This is a genomic window from Cellulomonas sp. C5510 (assembly GCF_019797765.1).
GTDB lineage: Bacteria > Actinomycetota > Actinomycetes > Actinomycetales > Cellulomonadaceae > Cellulomonas.
This window is the reverse complement of record NZ_CP081862.1, coordinates 3,300,589-3,319,578: the sequence shown is the minus strand read 5'-3', so window position 1 is coordinate 3,319,578 and position 18,990 is coordinate 3,300,589. Positions and strand designations below refer to the sequence as shown.

Annotated in this window: 16 protein-coding genes; 8 read left to right on the top strand and 8 right to left on the bottom strand. The window is 75.7% G+C overall.

What is annotated here, in order from left to right:
* The first annotated feature begins 68 nt into the window (after positions 1–68).
* Together K5O09_RS15230 and K5O09_RS15225 are read left to right on the top strand one after the other, a co-directional pair.
* Positions 69–1,019 (top strand): sugar-binding transcriptional regulator, encoded by a 951-nt coding sequence (locus K5O09_RS15230; RefSeq protein WP_222170299.1) that lies wholly within the window; start codon positions 69–71, stop codon positions 1,017–1,019.
* Between the two features lie 69 nt (positions 1,020–1,088).
* A complete protein-coding gene (locus K5O09_RS15225) occupies positions 1,089–1,646 on the top strand; it encodes an amino-acid N-acetyltransferase (RefSeq protein WP_222170298.1) in 558 nt (185 codons plus the stop codon).
* Here the strand turns inward: K5O09_RS15225 and K5O09_RS15220 are convergent.
* Positions 1,628–2,509, bottom strand: a complete 882-nt coding sequence (locus K5O09_RS15220) for an A/G-specific adenine glycosylase (protein ID WP_222172837.1) — start codon at positions 2,507–2,509, stop codon at positions 1,628–1,630. The two genes, K5O09_RS15225 and K5O09_RS15220, sit on opposite strands and share 19 nt — an antisense overlap.
* 250 nt (positions 2,510–2,759) lie before the next feature.
* Between K5O09_RS15220 and K5O09_RS15215 the strand changes: the two genes are divergently transcribed.
* Complete coding sequence (locus K5O09_RS15215; protein ID WP_255595691.1) at positions 2,760–3,389, top strand: hypothetical protein; 630 nt, start codon at positions 2,760–2,762, stop codon at positions 3,387–3,389.
* A gap of 10 nt (positions 3,390–3,399) precedes the next feature.
* Here the strand turns inward: K5O09_RS15215 and disA are convergent, their stop codons facing one another.
* Positions 3,400–4,476: a DNA integrity scanning diadenylate cyclase DisA gene (gene disA, locus K5O09_RS15210; RefSeq protein ID WP_222170297.1), complete on the bottom strand. Its 1,077-nt coding sequence runs from the start codon at positions 4,474–4,476 to the stop codon at positions 3,400–3,402.
* A gap of 140 nt (positions 4,477–4,616) precedes the next feature.
* On the opposite strand from disA, the gene radA reads away from it, so the two are divergent.
* Both radA and K5O09_RS15200 read left to right on the top strand, forming a co-directional pair.
* The gene (gene radA / locus K5O09_RS15205; RefSeq protein WP_255595690.1) at positions 4,617–6,059 is read left to right on the top strand and encodes a DNA repair protein RadA; all 1,443 of its coding nucleotides are present in this window, start codon (positions 4,617–4,619) and stop codon (positions 6,057–6,059) included.
* 126 nt (positions 6,060–6,185) lie between these two features.
* Positions 6,186–7,187, top strand: coding sequence for a hypothetical protein (locus K5O09_RS15200; RefSeq protein ID WP_222170295.1), 1,002 nt, complete (start codon positions 6,186–6,188; stop codon positions 7,185–7,187).
* A gap of 22 nt (positions 7,188–7,209) precedes the next feature.
* Here K5O09_RS15200 and K5O09_RS15195 read toward each other — a convergent pair whose 3' ends face one another.
* The 3 genes from K5O09_RS15195 to K5O09_RS15185 all read right to left on the bottom strand — a co-directional run bounded on the left by K5O09_RS15195 (position 7,210) and on the right by K5O09_RS15185 (position 9,990).
* Positions 7,210–8,799, bottom strand: a complete 1,590-nt coding sequence (locus K5O09_RS15195) for a cell wall metabolism sensor histidine kinase WalK (protein WP_222170294.1) — start codon at positions 8,797–8,799, stop codon at positions 7,210–7,212.
* Entirely contained in the window at positions 8,796–9,530 is a 735-nt protein-coding gene (locus K5O09_RS15190) for a response regulator transcription factor (RefSeq protein ID WP_222170293.1), read from the bottom strand. The genes K5O09_RS15195 and K5O09_RS15190 overlap by 4 nt, the downstream gene beginning before the upstream one ends.
* 79 nt (positions 9,531–9,609) lie before the next feature.
* Positions 9,610–9,990, bottom strand: a complete 381-nt coding sequence (locus tag K5O09_RS15185) for a VOC family protein (RefSeq protein WP_222170292.1) — start codon at positions 9,988–9,990, stop codon at positions 9,610–9,612.
* 197 nt (positions 9,991–10,187) lie between these two features.
* Between K5O09_RS15185 and K5O09_RS15180 the strand changes: the two genes are divergently transcribed.
* Positions 10,188–11,189 carry a phosphatase PAP2 family protein gene (locus K5O09_RS15180; protein ID WP_255595689.1) on the top strand — a complete coding sequence of 334 codons (1,002 nt, stop codon included), beginning with the start codon at positions 10,188–10,190 and terminating at the stop codon, positions 11,187–11,189.
* 157 nt (positions 11,190–11,346) lie between these two features.
* Entirely contained in the window at positions 11,347–14,112 is a 2,766-nt protein-coding gene (gene topA / locus K5O09_RS15175) for a type I DNA topoisomerase (protein ID WP_222170291.1), read from the top strand.
* A gap of 19 nt (positions 14,113–14,131) precedes the next feature.
* Here topA and bsh read toward each other — a convergent pair whose 3' ends face one another.
* From bsh to K5O09_RS15160, 3 genes are all read right to left on the bottom strand, one after another.
* Entirely contained in the window at positions 14,132–15,079 is a 948-nt protein-coding gene (gene bsh, locus K5O09_RS15170) for a choloylglycine hydrolase (RefSeq protein WP_222170290.1), read from the bottom strand.
* A 119-nt stretch (positions 15,080–15,198) separates the two neighbouring features.
* Positions 15,199–16,515: an alpha-amylase family protein gene (locus K5O09_RS15165; protein ID WP_222170289.1), complete on the bottom strand. Its 1,317-nt coding sequence runs from the start codon at positions 16,513–16,515 to the stop codon at positions 15,199–15,201.
* 140 nt (positions 16,516–16,655) lie between these two features.
* On the bottom strand, positions 16,656–17,777 hold the full coding sequence (locus K5O09_RS15160) for a glycerol dehydrogenase (protein WP_222172834.1): 1,122 nt from the start codon (positions 17,775–17,777) through the stop codon (positions 16,656–16,658).
* A 181-nt stretch (positions 17,778–17,958) separates the two neighbouring features.
* On the opposite strand from K5O09_RS15160, the gene K5O09_RS15155 reads away from it, so the two are divergent.
* Positions 17,959–18,963, top strand: coding sequence for a Gfo/Idh/MocA family protein (locus K5O09_RS15155; RefSeq protein ID WP_222170288.1), 1,005 nt, complete (start codon positions 17,959–17,961; stop codon positions 18,961–18,963).
* Positions 18,964–18,990 lie beyond the last annotated feature (27 nt).

The following is an 18,990-nucleotide window of genomic DNA, read 5'->3' as shown; positions in this document are numbered from 1 at the left end:
CGACACGAACAGACGCGCAACCGCTGTGCACGAACGTGCACGGATCACTCGGACGAGGAGGTCCGGCGATGCCCGATCGGGAGCAGGACGTGCTGCGCGCGGCGTCGATGTACTACCTCCAGGACGTGAAGATGGAGGTCATCGCCCGGCACCTCGGCACCTCGCGGTCCACGGTGTCGCGGCTGCTCAAGCGTGCGCGGGAGACCGGCCTCGTGGAGATCACGCTGCGTCCGTCCAGCACGCGCGCGCCGAGCCTCGGCCGGTCCATCTCCGCCGCGTTCGGGATCGACACCTACGTCGTCCCCGTGCCGGACTCGGGCGAGCAGCTCGACACGCTCGACCAGGTGGCGCGCGCGACCGCCCGGCTGCTCGCGTCCTGGTTCGACTCCGACATGATCCTCGGGGTCGCCTGGGGCACCACCCTGGCCGCCGTCTCGCGCCGCCTCCAGCCCAAGGCCACCCACGGCAGCGTGGTCGTGCAGCTCAACGGCGCGGCGAACACCCGCACGTCGGGCATCGAGTACGCGAGCGACCTCATCGCCTCGTTCGGGACCGCGTTCGGCGCGACGGTGCACCACTTCCCCGTGCCGGCGTTCTTCGACTACCCGGAGACCAAGCAGGCGATGTGGCGCGAGCGGTCCGTGCGGCGCGTCCTGGACGAGCAGCGCCGTGCGGACATCGCGCTGTTCTCGGTCGGTTCGGTCGCCGGCTCGGTGCCCAGCCACGTGTACTCGGCCGGGTACCTCGACGAGGACGACGTCGCGCTGCTGCACGACCAGGCCGTGGTCGGCGACGTGTGCACGGTGTTCCTGCGCGCCGACGGGTCGTGGAAGGACGTGCCGCTCAACGCCCGGGCGACAGGGCCGTCACCCGAGCAGCTGCGCCGTATCCCGCGGCGGCTGTGCGCGGTCGCCGGGGACAACAAGGCGGTGCCGCTGCTCGCCGCGCTGCGCGCCGGCACGATGACCGACCTGGTCGTGGACGAGCGCACGGCCGTGCGGCTGCTCGAGATCACCTGACGGGCCCGGTGGCGCGCCCGTCGCGGACGGCCGGGCGGCCGACGCGGCGGGCGACGTAGGTTGGCCCCCGTGACCGCCCAGACGCCTGCCTTCCGGGTCCGCCCCGCTCTGCCCGCCGACGTCCGCGGCATCCGCGAGCTCGTCCAGCCGTACGCGCAGGAGCGGATCCTGCTCGCGAAGGAGTGGGTCGGGTACTACGAGGCCGTGCAGGAGTTCCACGTCGCCGAGGCCGAGGACGGCACCCTCATCGGCTGCGGGGCGCTGCACGTGATGTGGCAGGACCTCGCGGAGGTCCGCACGCTCGCCGTGGCGCGGGAGTGGCGCGGCCGGGGGGTGGGGCACGCCCTGCTCGAGGCCCTCACGGAGCGGGCGCGCGACCTGGGCCTCAGCCGGCTGTTCTGCCTGACGTTCGAGGTCGGCTTCTTCGCCGCGCACGGCTGGGGCGAGGTCACCGGCCCGGCCGTGCCGCCGGAGGTGTTCGCCGAGCTGCTGCGCTCCCACGACGACGGCGTCGCCGAGTTCCTCGACCTCGCCCGGGTGAAGCCGAACACGCTCGGCAACACCCGCATGATCGTGCAGCTCGACGCGCCCGGCGACGACACCGGGGCTCACAGGGGCAGCCGGTAGCGCACGGGGTCGTCCGGCCCGGCGCCCGGGACACGCTCCACCAGGCCGTCGTCGAGCAGCCCCGCCAGGCAGCGCCCGCGCTGCGCGGCGTCGGGCCACGCGGCCGCCACGGCGTGCTCGGGGACGGGCTCGAGGGCGTCGCGCAGCAGCGCCATGATCCGCCCGCGGACCTGCCGGTCGGTCCCCGCCCACGCCTGCGTGCGGCGCCGCGCGGCGTGCAGGTCCGCCGGGTAGCCCTCCGCCCGCCACGCACAGGCGTCACGCACGGGGCAGGCGTCGCAGCGCGGCGACCGGGCGGTGCACACCAGCGCACCCAGCTCCATCGAGGCCGCCGCCCACCGCGCGGCCGCGTCGTCCTGCGCCGGGACGAACCGCTCCGCGAGCAGGCGCTCGCCGGCCGTGATCGCCGGCGCCGGCAGGGCGACGCCCTCCGCCACGCGCGCCAGCACCCGCCGCACGTTCGTGTCGAGCACCACCGACCGCAGCCCGAAGGCGAACGCCCGCACCGCGGCCGCCGTGTACGCGCCGATGCCGGGCAGCGCGAGCAGCGCCGCCTCGTCGGAGGGGACCAGCCCGCCGTGCCGCTCGACCAGCGCCCGCGCGCAGTCCTGGAGCCGCAGCGCGCGGCGCGGGTAGCCCAGCCGGTCCCAGGCGCGCAGCACGTCCGCCGGGCTCGCGGCCGCCAGGTCGGCGGGCTCGGGCCACCGCGCGAGCCACGCCCGCCACGCCGGCTCCACCCGGACCACCGGCGTCTGCTGCAGCATCACCTCGCTGACCAGGACCCCCCACGGCGTGCGGTCCGGCGCGCGCCAGGGCAGGTCGCGCGCGTGGGCGTCGAACCACGCGACGACGGCCCCGCGCACCGCTGCGGGGTCGAGCGGCTCGAGCGGCTCGAGCGGCTCGAGCGGGGCGCTCACCCCCGGCGGGGGAGCGGGGACGGCAGTGGCGGGCGCGAGCGGGGAGCGGGGCGGCACGGGGACATCCTCACCCGGGACGGGCAGCACCGGCGCACGGCAGCTGCCGCCCGGCCGGGGCCCGGAGGTCCGCGCACCGTGGCGGCCGGACGCGCCCCCCGGGCGTGCCGCGCGGGTGCCCGGCGGCGCTCCGGCTACCGTGGCCTCGGCGACCGAGCGGGAGGAGCAGGACATGGGCGTGCTGCGGCCGGCGGGCTCGCTGCCCGCGCGGGTGTACTGGACGCGCCGGCTCGTGGTGCTGCTCGCACTGGCGGCGGTCGTCGTCCTCGTCGTGGTCGGCGCGAGGGCGATCCTCGGCCCCGACGACGACCCGGCGCCGGCCCCCGACCCCGCGTCCACCACGGGCGCCGCGGGCGACGGCACGGAGCCGAGCGCCCCCGGCACGCCCGCGTGCGCGCCGGCCGACCTCGGCCTGCAGCTGGTGGCCGACGCGACGTCGTACCCGGCCGGCGCACTGCCCACCTTCACCGTGCGGCTGGTCAACGACGGCGGGGCGGCGTGCCTCGTCGACGCGGGCGAGGCCCAGCGGCAGATCCTCATCACGTCCGGCAGCGACCGGATCTGGGCCAGCACGGACTGCGCCTCCGACGAGCCGCTGAAGCTCCTGCTCGCACCGGGCGAGCCCGACGAGCGGCAGGTCCAGTGGGACCGCAACCGGTCCGTCGAGGGGTGCGCGGGCGACCAGCCCGCCGCCCAGCCCGGCACCTATCAGGCGGTGCTCACGCTGGCGGGCGTCAGCACCGAACCGGTGGTCTTCGGGCTGGAGTGAGCGGCAGGCGCTAGACGTACCGCTCGAGGATGCTCGACTCCGCGAGCCGCGACAGCCCCTCGCGCACGGCGCGCGCCCGCTGCTCGCCCACGCCGTCGACGGCCATGAGGTCGTCGATGTTCGCCGCCAGCAGCTTCTGCAGCCCGCTGAAGTGGCCCACGAGCCGGTCGACGATCGCCGCCGGGAGGCGCGGCACCTTCGACATCAGGCGGTAGCCGCGCGGGCCCGTCGCCGCGTCGAGCATCTCCACGCCCGACGGCAGGCCCAGCACGCGGGCGATCAGGGCCAGGTCGAGCAGCTCGGTGGAGTCGAGGGCGGCGAGCGCCGACTGGATGACCTCGGCGTCCCGCCGGCTGGAGTCGAGGTAGTCGCGGATCACCAGCTCGCTGTCCGAGCCGATGCCGCCGGTCAGCTCGTCGAGCTGCAGCGACAGCAGGCGGCCGTCCGTGCCGAGCTCGACCACGTAGCCCGCGATCTCCTCGGAGATGCGACGGACCATCTCCTGGCGCTGCACGACCACGCAGACGTCGCGGACGGTGACGAGGTCCTCGATCTCGAGGGCCGACAGCGTGCCGCTCACCTCGTCGAGCCGGGACTTGTACCGCTCGAGCGTGGCGAGGGCCTGGTTGGCGCGCGACAGGATCGCGTCCGCGTTCTCGAGCACGTGGCGCTGCTCGCCGACGTACAGCGCGATGATCCGCATGGACGCGGACACCGAGATGACCGGCAGGCCCGTCTGCTTGGCGACGCGCTCGGCGGTGCGGTGGCGGGTGCCGGACTCGGAGGTCGCGATGGTCGGGTCGGGCAGCAGCTGCACGGCCGCCCGCACGATGCGCGCCGTGCCGGGGTCCATGACGATGGCGCCGTCCATCTTCGCGAGCTCGCGCAGCCGGGTGGCGGAGAACTCCACGTCGAGCTCGAACCCGCCCGAGGAGATGCTCTCGACCGTCGCGTCGCGGCCGAGCACGATGAGCGCGCCCGTACGGCCGCGCAGGATCCGCTCCAGGCCGTCGCGCAGCTCGGTGCCGGGGGCGACCGCGGCCAGCGTGTGCCGCAGGAGGTCGTCCGGCGGGGTGGTCGTGGGCACGGCGCGATCCTACGGGGACGGCGACCGGCGCGCCGGGAACCGCCCGGGTCGCGGACGTTGCGATGCGGTCACGGTGCCGGGCCTCCGCGCGGGTCGGTGCGCCCGCTGGCGTGTCGGTGGCGGCGGCTAGCGTGGCGTTCGTGACCACCACCACCTCCGCCCGGGCCGCGCGCCCCGCGTTCCGCTGCGCGGAGTGCGGCTGGACCACCTCCAAGTGGGTCGGGCGGTGCGGGGAGTGCCAGACGTGGGGCTCGGTCTCCGAGGACACCGGGCCGGGTGGTGCGGCTCCGCGGACGGCGGTCCAGGTGCCGGTGCGCGGCGCCGCGCGCCCGATCGCGGAGATCGACGTCGAGGCCAGCCGGTCGCGGCCCACGGGCGTCGGAGAGCTCGACCGGGTGCTGGGCGGGGGACTCGTCCCGGGCGCCGTGGTGCTGCTCGCGGGGGAGCCGGGCGTGGGCAAGTCGACGCTGCTGCTCGACGTCGCGAGCCGGGTGGCGACCGGTGGGCGGACGGTGCTGTACGTGACGGGCGAGGAGTCGGCCGGTCAGGTGCGGCTGCGCGCCGAGCGGATCGGCGCGCTCGCGGGCTCCCTGCTGCTGACGGCCGAGACCGACCTCGGGACGATCCTCGGGCACCTCGCGCAGACCGAGCCGGACCTGCTGGTGCTCGACTCCGTCCAGACGGTCGCGTCGGCCGCGGTCGAGGGCTCGCCCGGCGGGGTGGCGCAGGTGCGTGAGGTCGCCGCCTCGCTCATCGCCGCCGCGAAGGAGCGCGCGCTGCCGGTGGTCCTGGTGGGGCACGTGACGAAGGACGGCGCCGTGGCGGGGCCGCGGACGCTCGAGCACCTCGTCGACGTCGTCTGCCAGTTCGAGGGCGACCGGCACTCCCGCCTCCGGCTGCTGCGCGCCACCAAGAACCGGTTCGGCCCCACGGACGAGGTCGGGTGCTTCGACCTCACGGAGACGGGCATCGTCGGGCTCGCGGACCCGTCGGGGCTGTTCGTCTCCCACGAGCGGCACCACGTCCCGGGCACGTGCGTCACCGTCACCCTGGAGGGGCGGCGCCCGCTCGCCACGGAGGTGCAGGCGCTCGTGGCGCCGAGCATGCTCGCGAACCCCCGCCGCACGACCAGCGGCGTCGACGGCTCGCGGCTCGCGATGGTGCTGGCGGTGCTCCAGCGCCGGGCGGGTCTCCGCGTCGCGGACCAGGACGTGTACGTGTCGACCGTGGGAGGTGCGCGGGTCGTCGAGCCGGCGGCCGACCTGGCGCTCGCGCTCGCGACCGTCAGCAGCCGGGAGAACGTGGCGCTGCCGCCGCGCCTGGTCGCGATCGGCGAGGTGGGGCTGGCAGGGGAGATCCGCCCGGTGACGGGCACGGCACGCCGGCTGGCGGAGGCCGCCCGGCTGGGGTTCACCCACGCGGTGGTGCCCGCGGGGTCGGTGGAGCCCGCGCAGGTGCCCGACGGCATGCGCGTCGCGCAGGCGGCCGACCTGGCCGAGGCGGTCCGGCTCACGCGCCCGGACGCCGTCCGGGGACGCGGAACCCGGGCCGAGGCGGGGGCCGCGCCGGACGCGGCGGGCTGACACCGCCGGTGACCCACGGACGAGGGGTCCGACGCCGCGGCATCGCCGGACAGTAGGCTGCCGCGGAACCTCCGGACGTCCGCCGCCGCGGCGCCCGGGACGAGTGGAGCGGCAGGGAGCACGGGCATGAGCGACACCGACGGCCGGCAGCCGCACGCGGACGACGCGTCGCGGGCGGGCGACGGCGGGCCCCGGTGGCCCTCCCTCCCGGAGGGTGGTTCCCCGTCGGCGAGGCGCGCCCGCCGGGCGGCGCACGCGGGTGACGTCGACCCGGCTCCGACCCCCGCGACTCCGGTGGCCTCCGCCCCGGCGGGCACGGACCCGCGTCCGGCCAGCGGGGCGCACGCCGCGGTGCCGGCCGCGACGCCGCGGACGGCCGGGACGGGCACGGCCTCCCCGGCCGGCCCGGATCAGCCGTCCGGCACCCCGGAGGCCCCCGCCGGTGACGGGGCGGACGACGCCCCGGCCAGGTCCGGACGACGTCGGGCCCTCGTGGTCGGCGGCGTCGTCGCGGGCGTCGTGCTCGTCGGCGGCGGGATCGCCGCGGCCCTGCTGCTGCGCGGCGACGGTGCCGAGCCCGCAGCCGGGCCCGCGCCGGTCGTCACCCTGCCGTCGCCGACCTCCACCGCCACGCCGGTCGCTCGTGAGGCCGACACCCCGTTCGCCGCCGCGCTGCCCACCACGGTGCTGCAGTACGCGCTGGCGGACTCCGCGCCCGACGACGAGTGGCTCGGCGCGGACGCCCTCGAGGCGTGGTCGGAGACGTACTCCGACGGCGGGTCCGGGACGGTCACCGTGCGGGCGGGCCAGTGGGAGACGGCCGAGGAGGCCGCCGCCGTGCTCGCCGGCCTCCGGGACGCCCTCCCGGCCGTCGCCGACGCGGCCGGGGGCGACGCGACCTCCACGGCCCCGGCCACCGACGCCCCGTCGGCCGGTGCGACCGGCGGCGGTCCCGCCGTGCTCCTGGAGGGCGACGTGGTCGTCGCCGGGGAGCCGGTGGGCGCCGTCACGGTCGTCGACGCCGGTGACGGCACCGGCGTGGCGGTGTGGAGCAACGGGACGGCGGTGTTCCGGGTGGCCGGACCTGCCGTCGACATCCGCAACCTGTACGCGGCCTACCCGCTCTGACGCCGCGCCGCCCGGCCCCGGCTCACCGGGTGCCGGGTGCGACGTGCGCCCCCGGGGCGGGCAGCCGCACGGTGAAGCTCGTCCGCCCGGGCGTGCCGTCGACGCCGATGGTGCCGCCGTGCGCCGCGACGACGGCGTGCACGATGGCGAGGCCCAGGCCGGTGGATCCGGCGGCACGGTTCCGTGACGCGTCCCCGCGGGCGAACCGCTCGAACAACCGGGAGCGGAGCGGCTCCGGGATGCCGGGGCCGTCGTCCGCCACGCGCAGCACGACGTCGTCGCCGTCGGTGGTCACCGACACGACGACGGTGGTGCCGGCGGGTGTGTGCACCCGGGCGTTCGAGAGCAGGTTGACCAGGACCTGGCGCAGCCGGTGCTCGTCCCCGACCACGAGGGCGCCGGGCTGGTCCGGCCCGTCGTCACGGGAGTCGTCGCCGGCGGCGCCCAGGTCGAGCCGCCAGACGTGCTCGGGGCCCGCGACGTGCGCGTCGGCGACGGCGTCCACCGCGAGCGCCGCGAGGTCGACCTCCCCGACGTCCAGGTCGCGGCCCGCGTCGAGCCGGGCGAGCAGCAGCATGTCCTCGACGAGACCGGTCATGCGCCGTGCCTCGGACTCCACGCGGTGCATCGCCCGCACGGCGTCGTCCGGCAGGTCGTCCGGGAGGCGCTGCACGAGCTCGGCGTAGCCCCGGATGGAGGCCAGCGGGGTGCGGAGCTCGTGGCTGGCGTCGGCGACGAACCGGCGGACCTGCGTCTCGGACTCGTGCCGGGCGGCGAGCGCCGACTCCACGTGGCCGAGCATCCGGTTGAGCGCGGCGCCGACCTGGCCGACCTCGGTGGCCGGGTCGGTGTCGCGCTCGGGCACGCGCTCGCGGATGTCGACCTCGCCGCGCGACAGCGGCATCTCGGACACCCGCGCGGCGGTCGCGGCCACCCGGTCCAGGGGCCGCAGCTCCCGGCGCACCAGCACCGTGGCGGACGCGGCGGCGAGCAGCAGCGCGACGACGGCGACGGCCAGCTCGACGACCACGTAGCGATCCACGGTGGCGGTCACGGACTCCAGCGGCAGGGCGGTGACGGAGGTGTCACCGCCCTCCGTGACCACCGCGACGACGCGGTACTCCCCGAGGTCGGGCAGCACGACCGTGTCCACGGTCCCGTCGGGCGTGAGGTCCAGCAGAGCGTCGGTCTGGGCGTCCGTCAGCGGGCGGATCGTCCCGGAGTCGTCCAGGTAGCCCGCCTGCAGGGCGGAGGCGTCGGCGCGCTGGAACAGGACCACGGTGCCGACGTCCTGCCCGGGCAGGCCGAACGCCGGGGGCACGCCGTCGTCCTCCCCCTCGGGCAGGGGTGCGGGGCGCGTGGCGTCGTCCGAGGGCGTGGTCCCGCCGTCCCCGAGGTCGTCCACGCGGTCGCCGCCGAGACGGCCCGGTGCGGCGGCGGCGCGGCTGCTCGCGGACTCGAGTCGTTCGTCGATCTGCTGGACCAGGGTCGAGCGCAGCGCGAGGGTGGAGACGAGGCCCATGACGGCGGCGACCACCGCGAGCAGTGCGACGACGACCACCACGAGCCGCCGGCGGAGCGTCCACCGGCGGCGCGCCGGCGCGGCCGTCACGGGGCGGGCTTGAGCACGTACCCGACGCCCCGCAGCGTGTGGAGCATCGGCTCGCGCCCCTTGTCGATCTTGCGGCGCAGGTAGGACACGTACAGCTCGACGATGTTGGCCTGGCCGCCGAAGTCGTACTGCCACACGCGGTCGAGGATCTGCGCCTTCGACAGCACGCGCCGCGGGTTGCGCATGAAGTAGCGCAGCAGCTCGAACTCCGTCGCGGTGAGCCGGATGTCGTCGCCGCCGCGGGACACCTCGTGCGAGTCCTCGTCCATGCGCAGGTCGCCGACGACGAGGACAGCCTCCTCGCGGTCGGCCACGGCCCCGGCCCGGCGCAGCAGCGCGCGGAGCCGGGCGACGACCTCCTCGAGGCTGAACGGCTTCGTGACGTAGTCGTCGCCGCCGGCGGTGAGCCCGGCGATGCGGTCCTCGACGGCGTCCTTGGCGGTGAGGAACAGCACGGGGACCGTGGGGTGGGTCGCACGGATGCGGCGCAGCACCTCCAGGCCGGACAGGTCGGGGAGCATGACGTCGAGCAGGATGACGTCGGGGTCGAACGCCTTGGCCTGCTTGACGGCGCCGTGGCCGGTCAGGGCGTGCTCGACGGACCAGCCCTCGTAGCGCAGTGCGGTCGCGAGGAGCTCCGCCAGGGTGGGCTCGTCGTCGACGACGAGGGCGCGGACCGGCTGGCCGTCCGCGCGGGTGAGGGCGTCGCGCTGCAGGGTCGAGGTCGTCATGCGGTCGAGCATGGGTGCCGGACCTGGGGCCCACCTGCCGCGTGGCTGTGAAGCACCTGAGCGTCCCGCGGGACGGAGGTCAGTCCTCCTCGATCACCGACAGCACGTTGCCGGACGGGTCGGTGAACCAGGCGATGAGCGGACCGCCGCCGCGGAACACGCCGTCCTCGTCGGTCTGCACGGGGGTGCCCTCGTAGCGCTCGAACTGCACGCCACGCCCTCGCAGCTCCGCGACCGCCGCCGGCACGTCCGGCACCGGGAAGTTGAGCACCGTGTACCCGGCCGGCGCGTGCGCGTCGCCCTTCGGGTACAGCAGCACGTCGCGGCCACCGGACAGGTGCAGCCAGAGCATCCCGTCGCGCTCCTGCGCGTCGAGGCCGAGCACATCCGCGTAGAACGTCCGGGCGGCGGGCACGTCCGCCACCGAGTACCCGCTGAAGCCCTTGCTGAGGTCGAGCACGGCAGCCTCCTCGTCGTCGTGCGTCCCGGTCCCAGCGTGGACCCTGCGGAGGCCGGCGGGAAGCCCCCGCCCCCGCCCTCGCCCCCGGGCCCCGGCGCCTGGCCCCGCGTCGGCGACCCCGGCGGGGCTGGTGGAGGAATCGTGCGCGTGCACGACCCGCGCGGCGCGGCGTGGGTGCCCTCCCCTACCGTGGACGGGTGTCCCGCCCCGCCACCGCCGTGCCGCCCGCACGCCCCGAGCCCGAGCCGCTCGCGCCCGTCCGCGGCGCCCGGGGCCCGGCCGTGGGCCGCGCCCTGGTCGCGCTGCTCGTGGCGCTGGTCGCGAGCGCGGGCATCGGCGTCACCTGGGCCGTCTTCGTGGGGACGGAGCACGGCCAGGCGGTGGACCAGGCGTCGCTGGACGGCGCGCACATCGGGCAGATCCGGCTCTGGGAGGTCGCGGGGCCGGTGCTCGACGTCGTGTCGGTGGGCTTCATCGCGGCCGCCGTCCTCGGGTGCGCCGCGATCGCGGTCGTGCGGCGGCGCTGGGGCCTCGCCGTGGTGGCGGCGGTCGTGCTCGGCGGCGCCAACCTGACGACGCGGGTGCTCAAGGTCCTCGTGCTCGACCGTCCCGAGCTCGGGCACGGACCGGAGTTCAACACGCTGCCGAGCGGCCACACCACCGCCGCCGCCTCCGTGGCCGCCGCCCTGCTGCTGGTGGTGCCGCCCCGCGTCCGGCCCTGGGTGGCGGTGCTCGGCGCCGGCTACGCGGGTGCGACCGGGGTGAGCACCCTCGTGGGGCAGTGGCACCGCCCGTCGGACGTCGTCGCCGGGCTGCTCGTCGTGCTCGCGTGGGGCGCGGTGGGCTGCGCGCTGCTCGCGCTCGGCGGGGACCCGGCGGGGGAGCGGACCCCGCCGACCGCGGCGGTCCGCGCGGTGACGTCCGGGACGCGCGGACCCGCGGCCACGGACCGCGCGGCCACCTCGGTCGCGCTCGCGCTGCTCGGTGCCGTCGCCGTCGTCGCGGGGGCCGTCGCCGCGGTGGCGCTGCGCCGCACGTGGCTGTCCGCGGACCCGGTGGGCGGCCGCGCGGAGCTGCTGACGTCCTACGGCGGCGGCGCCCTGGGGATCGTCGCGGTCGCGGCCGCGTCGTCCGCCGTGCTGCTCGTGCTGCGCCGGGCGGCGACAGCGGGATCGGCCGGTGCAGGACGGACGTCGTAGAGTTCCCCCGCACGGGGGGTGGCATCCTGTCGTCGCCCGACCGGACCGGACCTGAGCACCGGAGCCGGCCGCCGCAGCGGGGGCACGGTGGGGCACGGTCGCCCCGGGAGCCCGGCACCGCGCCGGGCACCGGGCAGTTCTGAGGAAGCAGGAGCGCATGTCGTCACGTCGCAAGCTGGTCATCGTGGAGTCGCCCGCCAAGGCGCGCACGATCGCCGGGTACCTCGGCGACGAGTACGAGGTCGAGGCGAGCGTCGGGCACATCCGTGACCTGCCGCAGCCCAGCGAGCTGCCCGCGGACATGAAGAAGGGTCCGTTCGGGAAGTTCGCGGTCGACGTGGACAACGGCTTCGAGCCCTACTACGTGGTCGACTCCGACAAGAAGAAGAAGGTCGCCGAGCTCAAGCGCCTGCTCAAGGAGTCCGACGAGCTGTACCTCGCCACCGACGAGGACCGCGAGGGCGAGGCCATCGCGTGGCACCTGCTGCAGGAGCTCAAGCCCCAGGTCCCGGTCAAGCGCATGGTGTTCCACGAGATCACCCGGGAGGCCATCGCCCGCGCGCTGGAGAACACCCGCGAGCTCGACGACCGGCTGGTGGACGCCCAGGAGACGCGGCGGATCCTCGACCGGCTGTACGGCTACGAGGTCAGCCCGGTGCTGTGGCGCAAGGTCCGCCAGGGCCTGTCGGCCGGCCGGGTGCAGTCGGTCGCGACGCGCATGGTGGTCGAGCGGGAGCGCGAGCGCATGGCGTTCGTCGCGGCGGACTACTGGGACCTGACGGCGACGTTCGCGGTGCAGGACGCCGCGGAGCCGACGTTCGACGCCCGGCTGGTGCAGCTCGGAGAGCGGCGCGTGGCGACGGGGCGCGACTTCGGCGACGACGGCGTGCTGCGGGGCAGCGGTGCGAGCCGTCCCGTGCACCTCGACGAGACCGCGGCGCGGGCGTGGGTGACGGCCCTCGACGGCGCGGCGTTCGGCGTGCGGTCGCTCGAGACCAAGCCGTACACCCGCCGTCCGGCGGCGCCGTTCACGACGTCGACGCTGCAGCAGGAGGCCAGCCGCAAGCTGCGCATGGCCTCCCGGCAGACGATGCGCACCGCGCAGTCGCTGTACGAGAACGGCTACATCACCTACATGCGGACCGACTCGCCGACGCTGAGCACGCAGGCGGTGGACGCCGCGCGCCGGCAGGCGGCCGAGCTCTACGGCGCGGACCACGTGCCGGATCGGCCGCGCGTCTACGCGTCGAAGGCGAAGGGCGCGCAGGAGGCGCACGAGGCGATCCGTCCCGCCGGCGACGACTTCCGCACGCCCGCCCAGGTGGCCGGAGAGCTGTCCGGCGACCAGTTCCGCCTGTACGAGCTGATCTGGAAGCGCACCGTGGCGTCGCAGATGGCGGACGCGCGCGGCTCGACGGCCTCGGTCCGGATCGCCGCGACCGTCCCCGCGCCGGCGGCCTCCGGGGGGCCCGACGCGGGCGCGCCGACCGACGCCGTGTTCGCGGCCTCCGGCACCGTCATCACGTTCCGTGGGTTCCTCGCGGCCTACGAGGAGGGCCGCGACGTCGAGCGGTACTCGGGCGACACCGAGGGCGGCGAGAAGGGCGGTGCCCGGGAGACCCGGCTGCCGCAGATGGCCGAGGGCGACCCGGTCACCGCCTCCGACCTCACCGCCGACGGCCACCGGACCTCGCCGCCGCCGCGCTACACCGAGGCGAGCCTGGTCAAGGCGCTGGAGGAGCGCGGCATCGGCCGGCCGTCGACGTACGCCGCGACGATCTCCGTCATCCAGGACCGCGGGTACGTGACCTCGCGCGGCCAGGCGCTCGTGCCGAGCTGGCTGGCGTTCGCGGTCACGCGCCTGCTGGAGGAGAACTTCGACCGGCTCGTCGACTACGACTTCACCGCCTCGATGGAGGAGGACCTCGACGCCATCGCCGCGGGGCAGAAGGACCGCGTGGACTGGCTGACGCGGTTCTACTTCGGGTCGGCGGCGGCCGACGGCCCGGACGGGGACGGCCTGCGGGAGCTCGTCGCCAACCTCGGCGAGATCGACGCCCGCGAGGTGAACTCGATCGACATCGGCGAGGGCATCACGCTGCGCGTGGGCCGCTACGGCCCGTACATCGAGGACTCCGCCGGTGAGCCCGGCCCGGACGGCACCCCGCGCCGCGCGTCGGTCCCGGACGACCTGGCGCCGGACGAGCTGACCGTCGAGAAGGCCCGCGAGCTGCTCGAGACCCAGCCGGAGGGCGACCTCGTGCTGGGCACCGACCCGGCGACGGGGCACACGGTCGTGGCGAAGAACGGCCGCTACGGCCCGTACGTGACGGAGCTGCTGCCCGAGCCGGAGCTCGACCCCGGGCTGTCCGCGGCCGCGCGCAAGAAGGCGCTCGCGGCGCTGCCGAAGCCGCGCACGGGCTCGCTGCTGAAGTCGCAGTCGCTGCAGACGATCACGCTCGACGAGGCGCTGCAGCTGCTGAGCCTGCCGCGCGTCGTCGGCACCGACCCCGAGACCGGGCTGGAGATCACCGCGCAGAACGGCCGGTACGGGCCGTACCTCAAGCGCGGCACCGACTCCCGCACGCTGCCGTCCGAGGAGGCGATCTTCACCACCACGCTCGAGGAGGCGCTGGCGATCTACGCGCAGCCCAAGCGCGGGCGCGGCGCGACGGCCACCCCGCCGCTGCGGGAGCTGGGCGACGACCCGACCTCGGGCAAGCCGATCGTGGTGAAGGACGGCCGGTTCGGGGCGTACGTGACCGACGGCGAGACGAACCGCACGCTCCCGCGGGACGTCACCCCGGAGTCGATCACGCCCGAGCAGGCGGTCGAGCTGCTCGCCGAGAAGCGCGCGCAGGCGCCGAAGAAGAAGCCGGCCCGCAAGGCGGCCCCGCGCGCGAAGGCGGCGTCGAAGAAGTAGCCGGGCGGTCCCGTGGGCGCTACGCGGTGACCAGCTCCGTCCCGGTCGTGTCGTGGTCGGCCATCCGCACGCTGCGGATGGCCGGCTCGTCGTAGGTGTTCCAGTAGTAGGTGCCGGTGCGCGCCGAGAACAGCCCCGTGTAGATCGTCTTCTCGAACTCCCCGCTGTCCATCGCGGCGGCACCGTCCACCATCGCGACCTGCTGGAGCGTGTGGAACGCGCGGCTGACGTTGGCCTCCTCGCCGTCCTGCTCGGGGTAGTGCGCGTGGACGTACGCCGCCCGCACGAACCGGGACGTCGAGGAGTAGTCGCCGGGGATGCCGCGCATGTGCGACCCGGAGCCGAACGGCACGAGGTGCGCCCGTCGGAGCACGGTCTCCCCGGGGAACTCGGGGGACGTGTTGAGGTAGTTCCGCAGGTTCTCGTGGTGCCAGCCGAAGCCGGGCTGGTTCGTCAGCACGTCGACGTCGTCGTCGTGCACGTGCAGGCCGTCCGCCGTCTGCTCCACGACGACCGCGCGGTCCGCGTCGCCGATGATCCAGTGCAGCATCGAGCTCGGGAACCGCTCGCTGACGGGCCGGTCCACGATCACGACGTGCTCGAGCGCCGCGACGACCTCGTCGACCGTCGCGAACTGCGAGGCCACCCAGAGCGGGAGCTCGAAGGCCGCGACGTTGGTCGCGCCGTCCACCGGCCCGGGTGCGTACGAGGCGTACCCGGGGAAGTTCAGGCCGGCGACCGCGAGGCCGGCGTCGTTGCCGCAGTCGAAGTAGAGCGGGACGCCGGCCTCCACGATGCCCGTGCCGATGACCGCGTGGCGGATCGTCGGCACCGCGCCGAACGGCGAGCGGGGCGCGTACCCCGTCGGGGTCAGGACGACCCCCTCGCCGTAGCCGGTCGTCCAGTCGAGGTTGCGGGCGAGGTAGAGGTGACCGTCGCCGTCCGTGAACCTGATCCCTGTGCACATGTCGTGGCCCCTGTCCGGTGCGCCCGGCCGTCCGGGTGCCGCGGCGTCGGTGGCGCGGCGCGGCCGGGTCCGCCCTCCCAGCATGTGCCTGCCCGGGGTGTCCCGCAGCGGCAGCGGGGTCAGACCTCCCAGACCGCCCAGCAGCGGCCGCCGACCCCGCCCGTCGCGGGCCCGCCGTCGGACGCGACGAGGCGTGCCCCGGCGGGCGGCGCGAACGGCCACGGGTCGTCGTCCAGGTTCAGCGCGACGAGCAGGGTCGCGGCCCCGTCGGCGGCGCGCGACTCGTACGCCAGGTGCGTCCCCGTGACCTCGACGACGTGGGTGCGGGCGGTGTGCAGCCACGGGTGGCGGCGCCGCAGGCCGATCAGCGCCGCGTGCCGGTCGTGGGTGGGGCGGCCGTCCGGGGCGACGTCCGGCCCGGCGAGGTCCTCCGGTGTCGGCGGGTACGGCGGGCGGACCGCGTCGTCGCCGCCGGCGCGGTCCTCCTTCACGCCGCGGTACGCCTGCTCGTCGCCGTAGTAGACCGCCGGGGTGCCGCCCACGGTCATGAGCACCACGAGAGCGTGGCCCGCGAGCGTCGCGTCGCCCACCCGGCTGGTGAGGCGCGTGACGTCGTGGTTGCCGACGAACGTGTACGGCACGAACGCGTCGAGGAACTCGTCGTGCCGGCTCAGCGTCCACGCGAGCTCGTGCCAGTTGCGGTCGACGACGGAGGACCAGATCGCCTTCCACAGCTCGTACTGCGTCACCGAGTCGACCCCGGACTCCGCGACGAACCCGGTGTAGTCGCCGTGGATGACCTCGCCCATGAGGTACGCATCGGGGTGGGCGGCCCGCACCCGGTCGGTGACCTGCCGCCAGAAGGCCGTCGGCACCGCGTAGGCGGCGTCGAGGCGCCAGCCGTCCGCCCCGGCGTCCAGCCAGTGGGTCATCACGTCGGCGACCAGGTCGACGACGCGCGGCGAGTCGTGGTTCAGCGTCACCAGCGAGCGGTGGCCCTCGAAGCAGTCCCACTCCGGTACGCCGTCGGCCCAGCGGATGCGGAACAGCTCCGCCTCGGGCGCGCCCGGGCCGCCCTCCAGTGCCGCGCGGAACAGGGGGTGCTGGTCACCGACGTGGTTGAAGACGCCGTCCAGCAGCACGCGCACGCCGCGCTCGTGCGCCGCGGCGAGCAACCGGTCGAGGTCGTCGCGGTCGCCGAGCCGGGGGTCGACGCGCAGGTGGTCGACGGTGTCGTAGCCGTGCGTGGCGGAGGCGAGCACGGGGCCCAGTGCGAGCCCGTTCAGCCCCAGGTCGACCAGGTAGTCCAGCCAGCGCTCGACGTGCGCCAGCCGGTGCGTGACCGGTGTGGCGGCGTCCGCCGCCGGCTCGGCGCCGGTGAAGCCCAGCGGGTAGACGTGCCACCACAGGGCGTGCTCCACCCACGCGGGCGCCATCGTGCCTCCTTCGTCCGTCCCTCCGTGCAGACTCGCAGGCCCGCGGCCCCGTGTCACCTCGGCGGCCGGGCGCGCGACCCGGCGCTCCGGGCGGGGCCGGCGGGGGCACCGCGGACCCGCCCGGAGCGGCCCTCAGGCCCTCAGTGCGCCCGGTGCGGCACCGGCTCGGGCAGCCCGGCGTCGGCCCGCACGCCGCGCGAGAAGCCCTCGATCGAGCGCAGCGCGTCCACCAGGTCCGGCACCCGCACCGTGAACGGCATGGCGTGGATCGTCTCGCCCTCGGCGGTGGCGGCCTCCGCCACGCGCGTGAGGTCGTCGACGTCGTCGGGGGACAGCCCGACCTCGGTGAGGGTGTTCGGGAGGCCGACGCGCGTCGTGAACTCGACGAAGTCCCGGATCTCCTGGACCGGCGCCCCCTCGAGCACGAGCTGCGTCACCGAGCCGATGTTGACCTTCTGCCCGTGCGTGAGGCCGTGCGTCTGCGGCGCGGCGGTGAGGCCGTTGTGGATCGCGTGCGCCGCGGCGAGCCCGCCCGACTCGAACCCGAGGCCCGACAGCAGCGTGTTCGCCTCGACGACCTTCTCGACCGACGGCGTCACCAGGTGGTCCCGCACGGCGGCGACGGCCGGCAGCGCGTGCTCCCAGAGGATGTCCCAGGAGAGCCGGGCGAGCGCCGTCCCCGTCGCGGTCGGCAGGCCGCCGGCCATCGTCGTGGCGTCGGTGCGCGCCACGGCCCGCGCCTCGATCCACGTGGCGAGCGCGTCGCCGACGCCCGCGACGAGGAAGCGCGCGGGGGCGTTCGCGACGAGCTGCGTGTCGACCAGCACCAGGTCGGGGTTGCGCGGGAAGAACCGGTACTCCTCGAACGCGCCGTTCTCGTCGTAGATCACCGACAGGGCGGAGCAGGGCGCGTCCGTCGAGGCCAGGGTCGGCACGGACACCCACCGGATGCCGGTGAGGAACCCCGCCGCCTTGACCGCGTCGAGCGTCGACCCGCCGCCGACGCCCACCACCACGTCGGCGCCCGTCTCCCGGATGCGGGCCGCGATGCCGTCGACGGCCGCCGCGGTGGCGTAGACCCCGAAGCCGTCACGCGTCAGCGGCAGACCCGCCGTCTCGAGCGAGCGCGAGACGGCGTCGCCGACGAACGACCACACGGTGTCGTCGGCGACGACGAGAGGCGTGCGGCCGATGGGCTCGACCAGCTCCCCGAGGCGCTCGATCGCGCCGCGCCCCTGCGCGTAGCGGCCGGGGCTGATCATCGTGCGGACGGGCAGATGGTCCTGGGTTGCGGACACGGCTCCTCCTCGGGTCGTGCGCCGGAGGGAGGGCCGTCGTGCCGGCCCGGACGTCCCACCGACTCGTCCACCGTACGGACGCGGCCGGGCGGGGGCACGGGGACGTCGGTCCCGACCTGGGAGGCCGGACGCTACTGTCGCGGGCATGACACTCGTCGAAGACCCGCGCACCGCGCCGCCGATCCGATGGGGGATCCTCGGCGCCGGCAACATCGCCGGAGCGTTCGCCTCCGCCGTCCGCTCCGCCACCCGGGCCCAGCTCGTGGCCGTCGGATCCCGGGACCGCGTGAAGGCCGAGCGGTTCGCCACGCAGCACGGCATCCCCACCACGCACGTCGGGTACCGCGACCTGGTCGAGGACCCGCAGGTGGACGCCGTCTACGTCGCCACCCCGCACTCCGAGCACCGCGAGCACGCGCTGCTGGCGATCGCCGCCGGCAAGCACGTGCTGGTCGAGAAGGCGTTCACCCGCAACGCCGCCGAGGCCGAGGAGGTGCTCGCGGCCGCGCGCGCCGCGGGCGTGTTCGTCATGGAGGCGATGTGGACGCGGTTCCTGCCGCACGTCGCCGCGCTGCACCAGGTGATCGACTCCGGCGAGATCGGCGAGGTCGTCACGCTGCAGGCCGACCACGGCCAGTACTTCGCGTTCGACCCGGCGAGCCGGCTGTACGACCCGGCGCTCGCGGGCGGCGCGCTGCTGGACCTGGGGGTCTACCCGGTGTCGTTCGCGCACGACCTGCTCGGCGTCCCGGACTCCGTGCGGGCGGTGGGCACGCTGACGGAGACCGGCGTCGACGGCCAGATCGGCATGGTCCTGCAGTACGGGGAGCGCACGCAGGCGGTGCTGCACACCACGCTCTGGGCGAAGACGCCGACCACCGCCGCGATCACCGGCACGGAGGGCAGCATCGTCGTCGAGGGCTCGTTCTACGCGCCGACGTCGTTCCGGGTGCAGCGGCGCGACGGGCGGACCTGGCAGTTCAGCCAGCCGACGCCGCACGGGCTGCAGTTCGAGGCCGCCGAGGTCGCGCGCCGCGTCGCCGAGGGCGCGACGGAGAGCCCGCGCATGTCGTGGGCGGGCACGCTCGCGGTCCTGCGCACCATGGACGAGGTGCGCGCGCAGGTCGGGGTCGTCTACCCCGGCGAGTGAGGCACCGCGGCCGCCGCGGGCGGGTCG

What these genes read in the sequence shown, in the direction of transcription:
- K5O09_RS15190 (WP_222170293.1), bottom strand. Translation starts at nt 9,530, where the DNA reads ATGACGACCTCGACCCTGCAGCGCGACGCCCTCACCCGCGCGGACGGC.
- bsh (WP_222170290.1), bottom strand. Translation starts at nt 15,079, where the DNA reads ATGTGCACAGGGATCAGGTTCACGGACGGCGACGGTCACCTCTACCTC.
- K5O09_RS15155 (WP_222170288.1), top strand. Translation starts at nt 17,959, where the DNA reads ATGACACTCGTCGAAGACCCGCGCACCGCGCCGCCGATCCGATGGGGG.
- K5O09_RS15200 (WP_222170295.1), top strand. Translation starts at nt 6,186, where the DNA reads ATGAGCGACACCGACGGCCGGCAGCCGCACGCGGACGACGCGTCGCGG.
- topA (WP_222170291.1), top strand. Translation starts at nt 11,347, where the DNA reads ATGTCGTCACGTCGCAAGCTGGTCATCGTGGAGTCGCCCGCCAAGGCG.
- K5O09_RS15230 (WP_222170299.1), top strand. Translation starts at nt 69, where the DNA reads ATGCCCGATCGGGAGCAGGACGTGCTGCGCGCGGCGTCGATGTACTAC.
- K5O09_RS15160 (WP_222172834.1), bottom strand. Translation starts at nt 17,777, where the DNA reads ATGATCAGCCCCGGCCGCTACGCGCAGGGGCGCGGCGCGATCGAGCGC.
- K5O09_RS15165 (WP_222170289.1), bottom strand. Translation starts at nt 16,515, where the DNA reads ATGGCGCCCGCGTGGGTGGAGCACGCCCTGTGGTGGCACGTCTACCCG.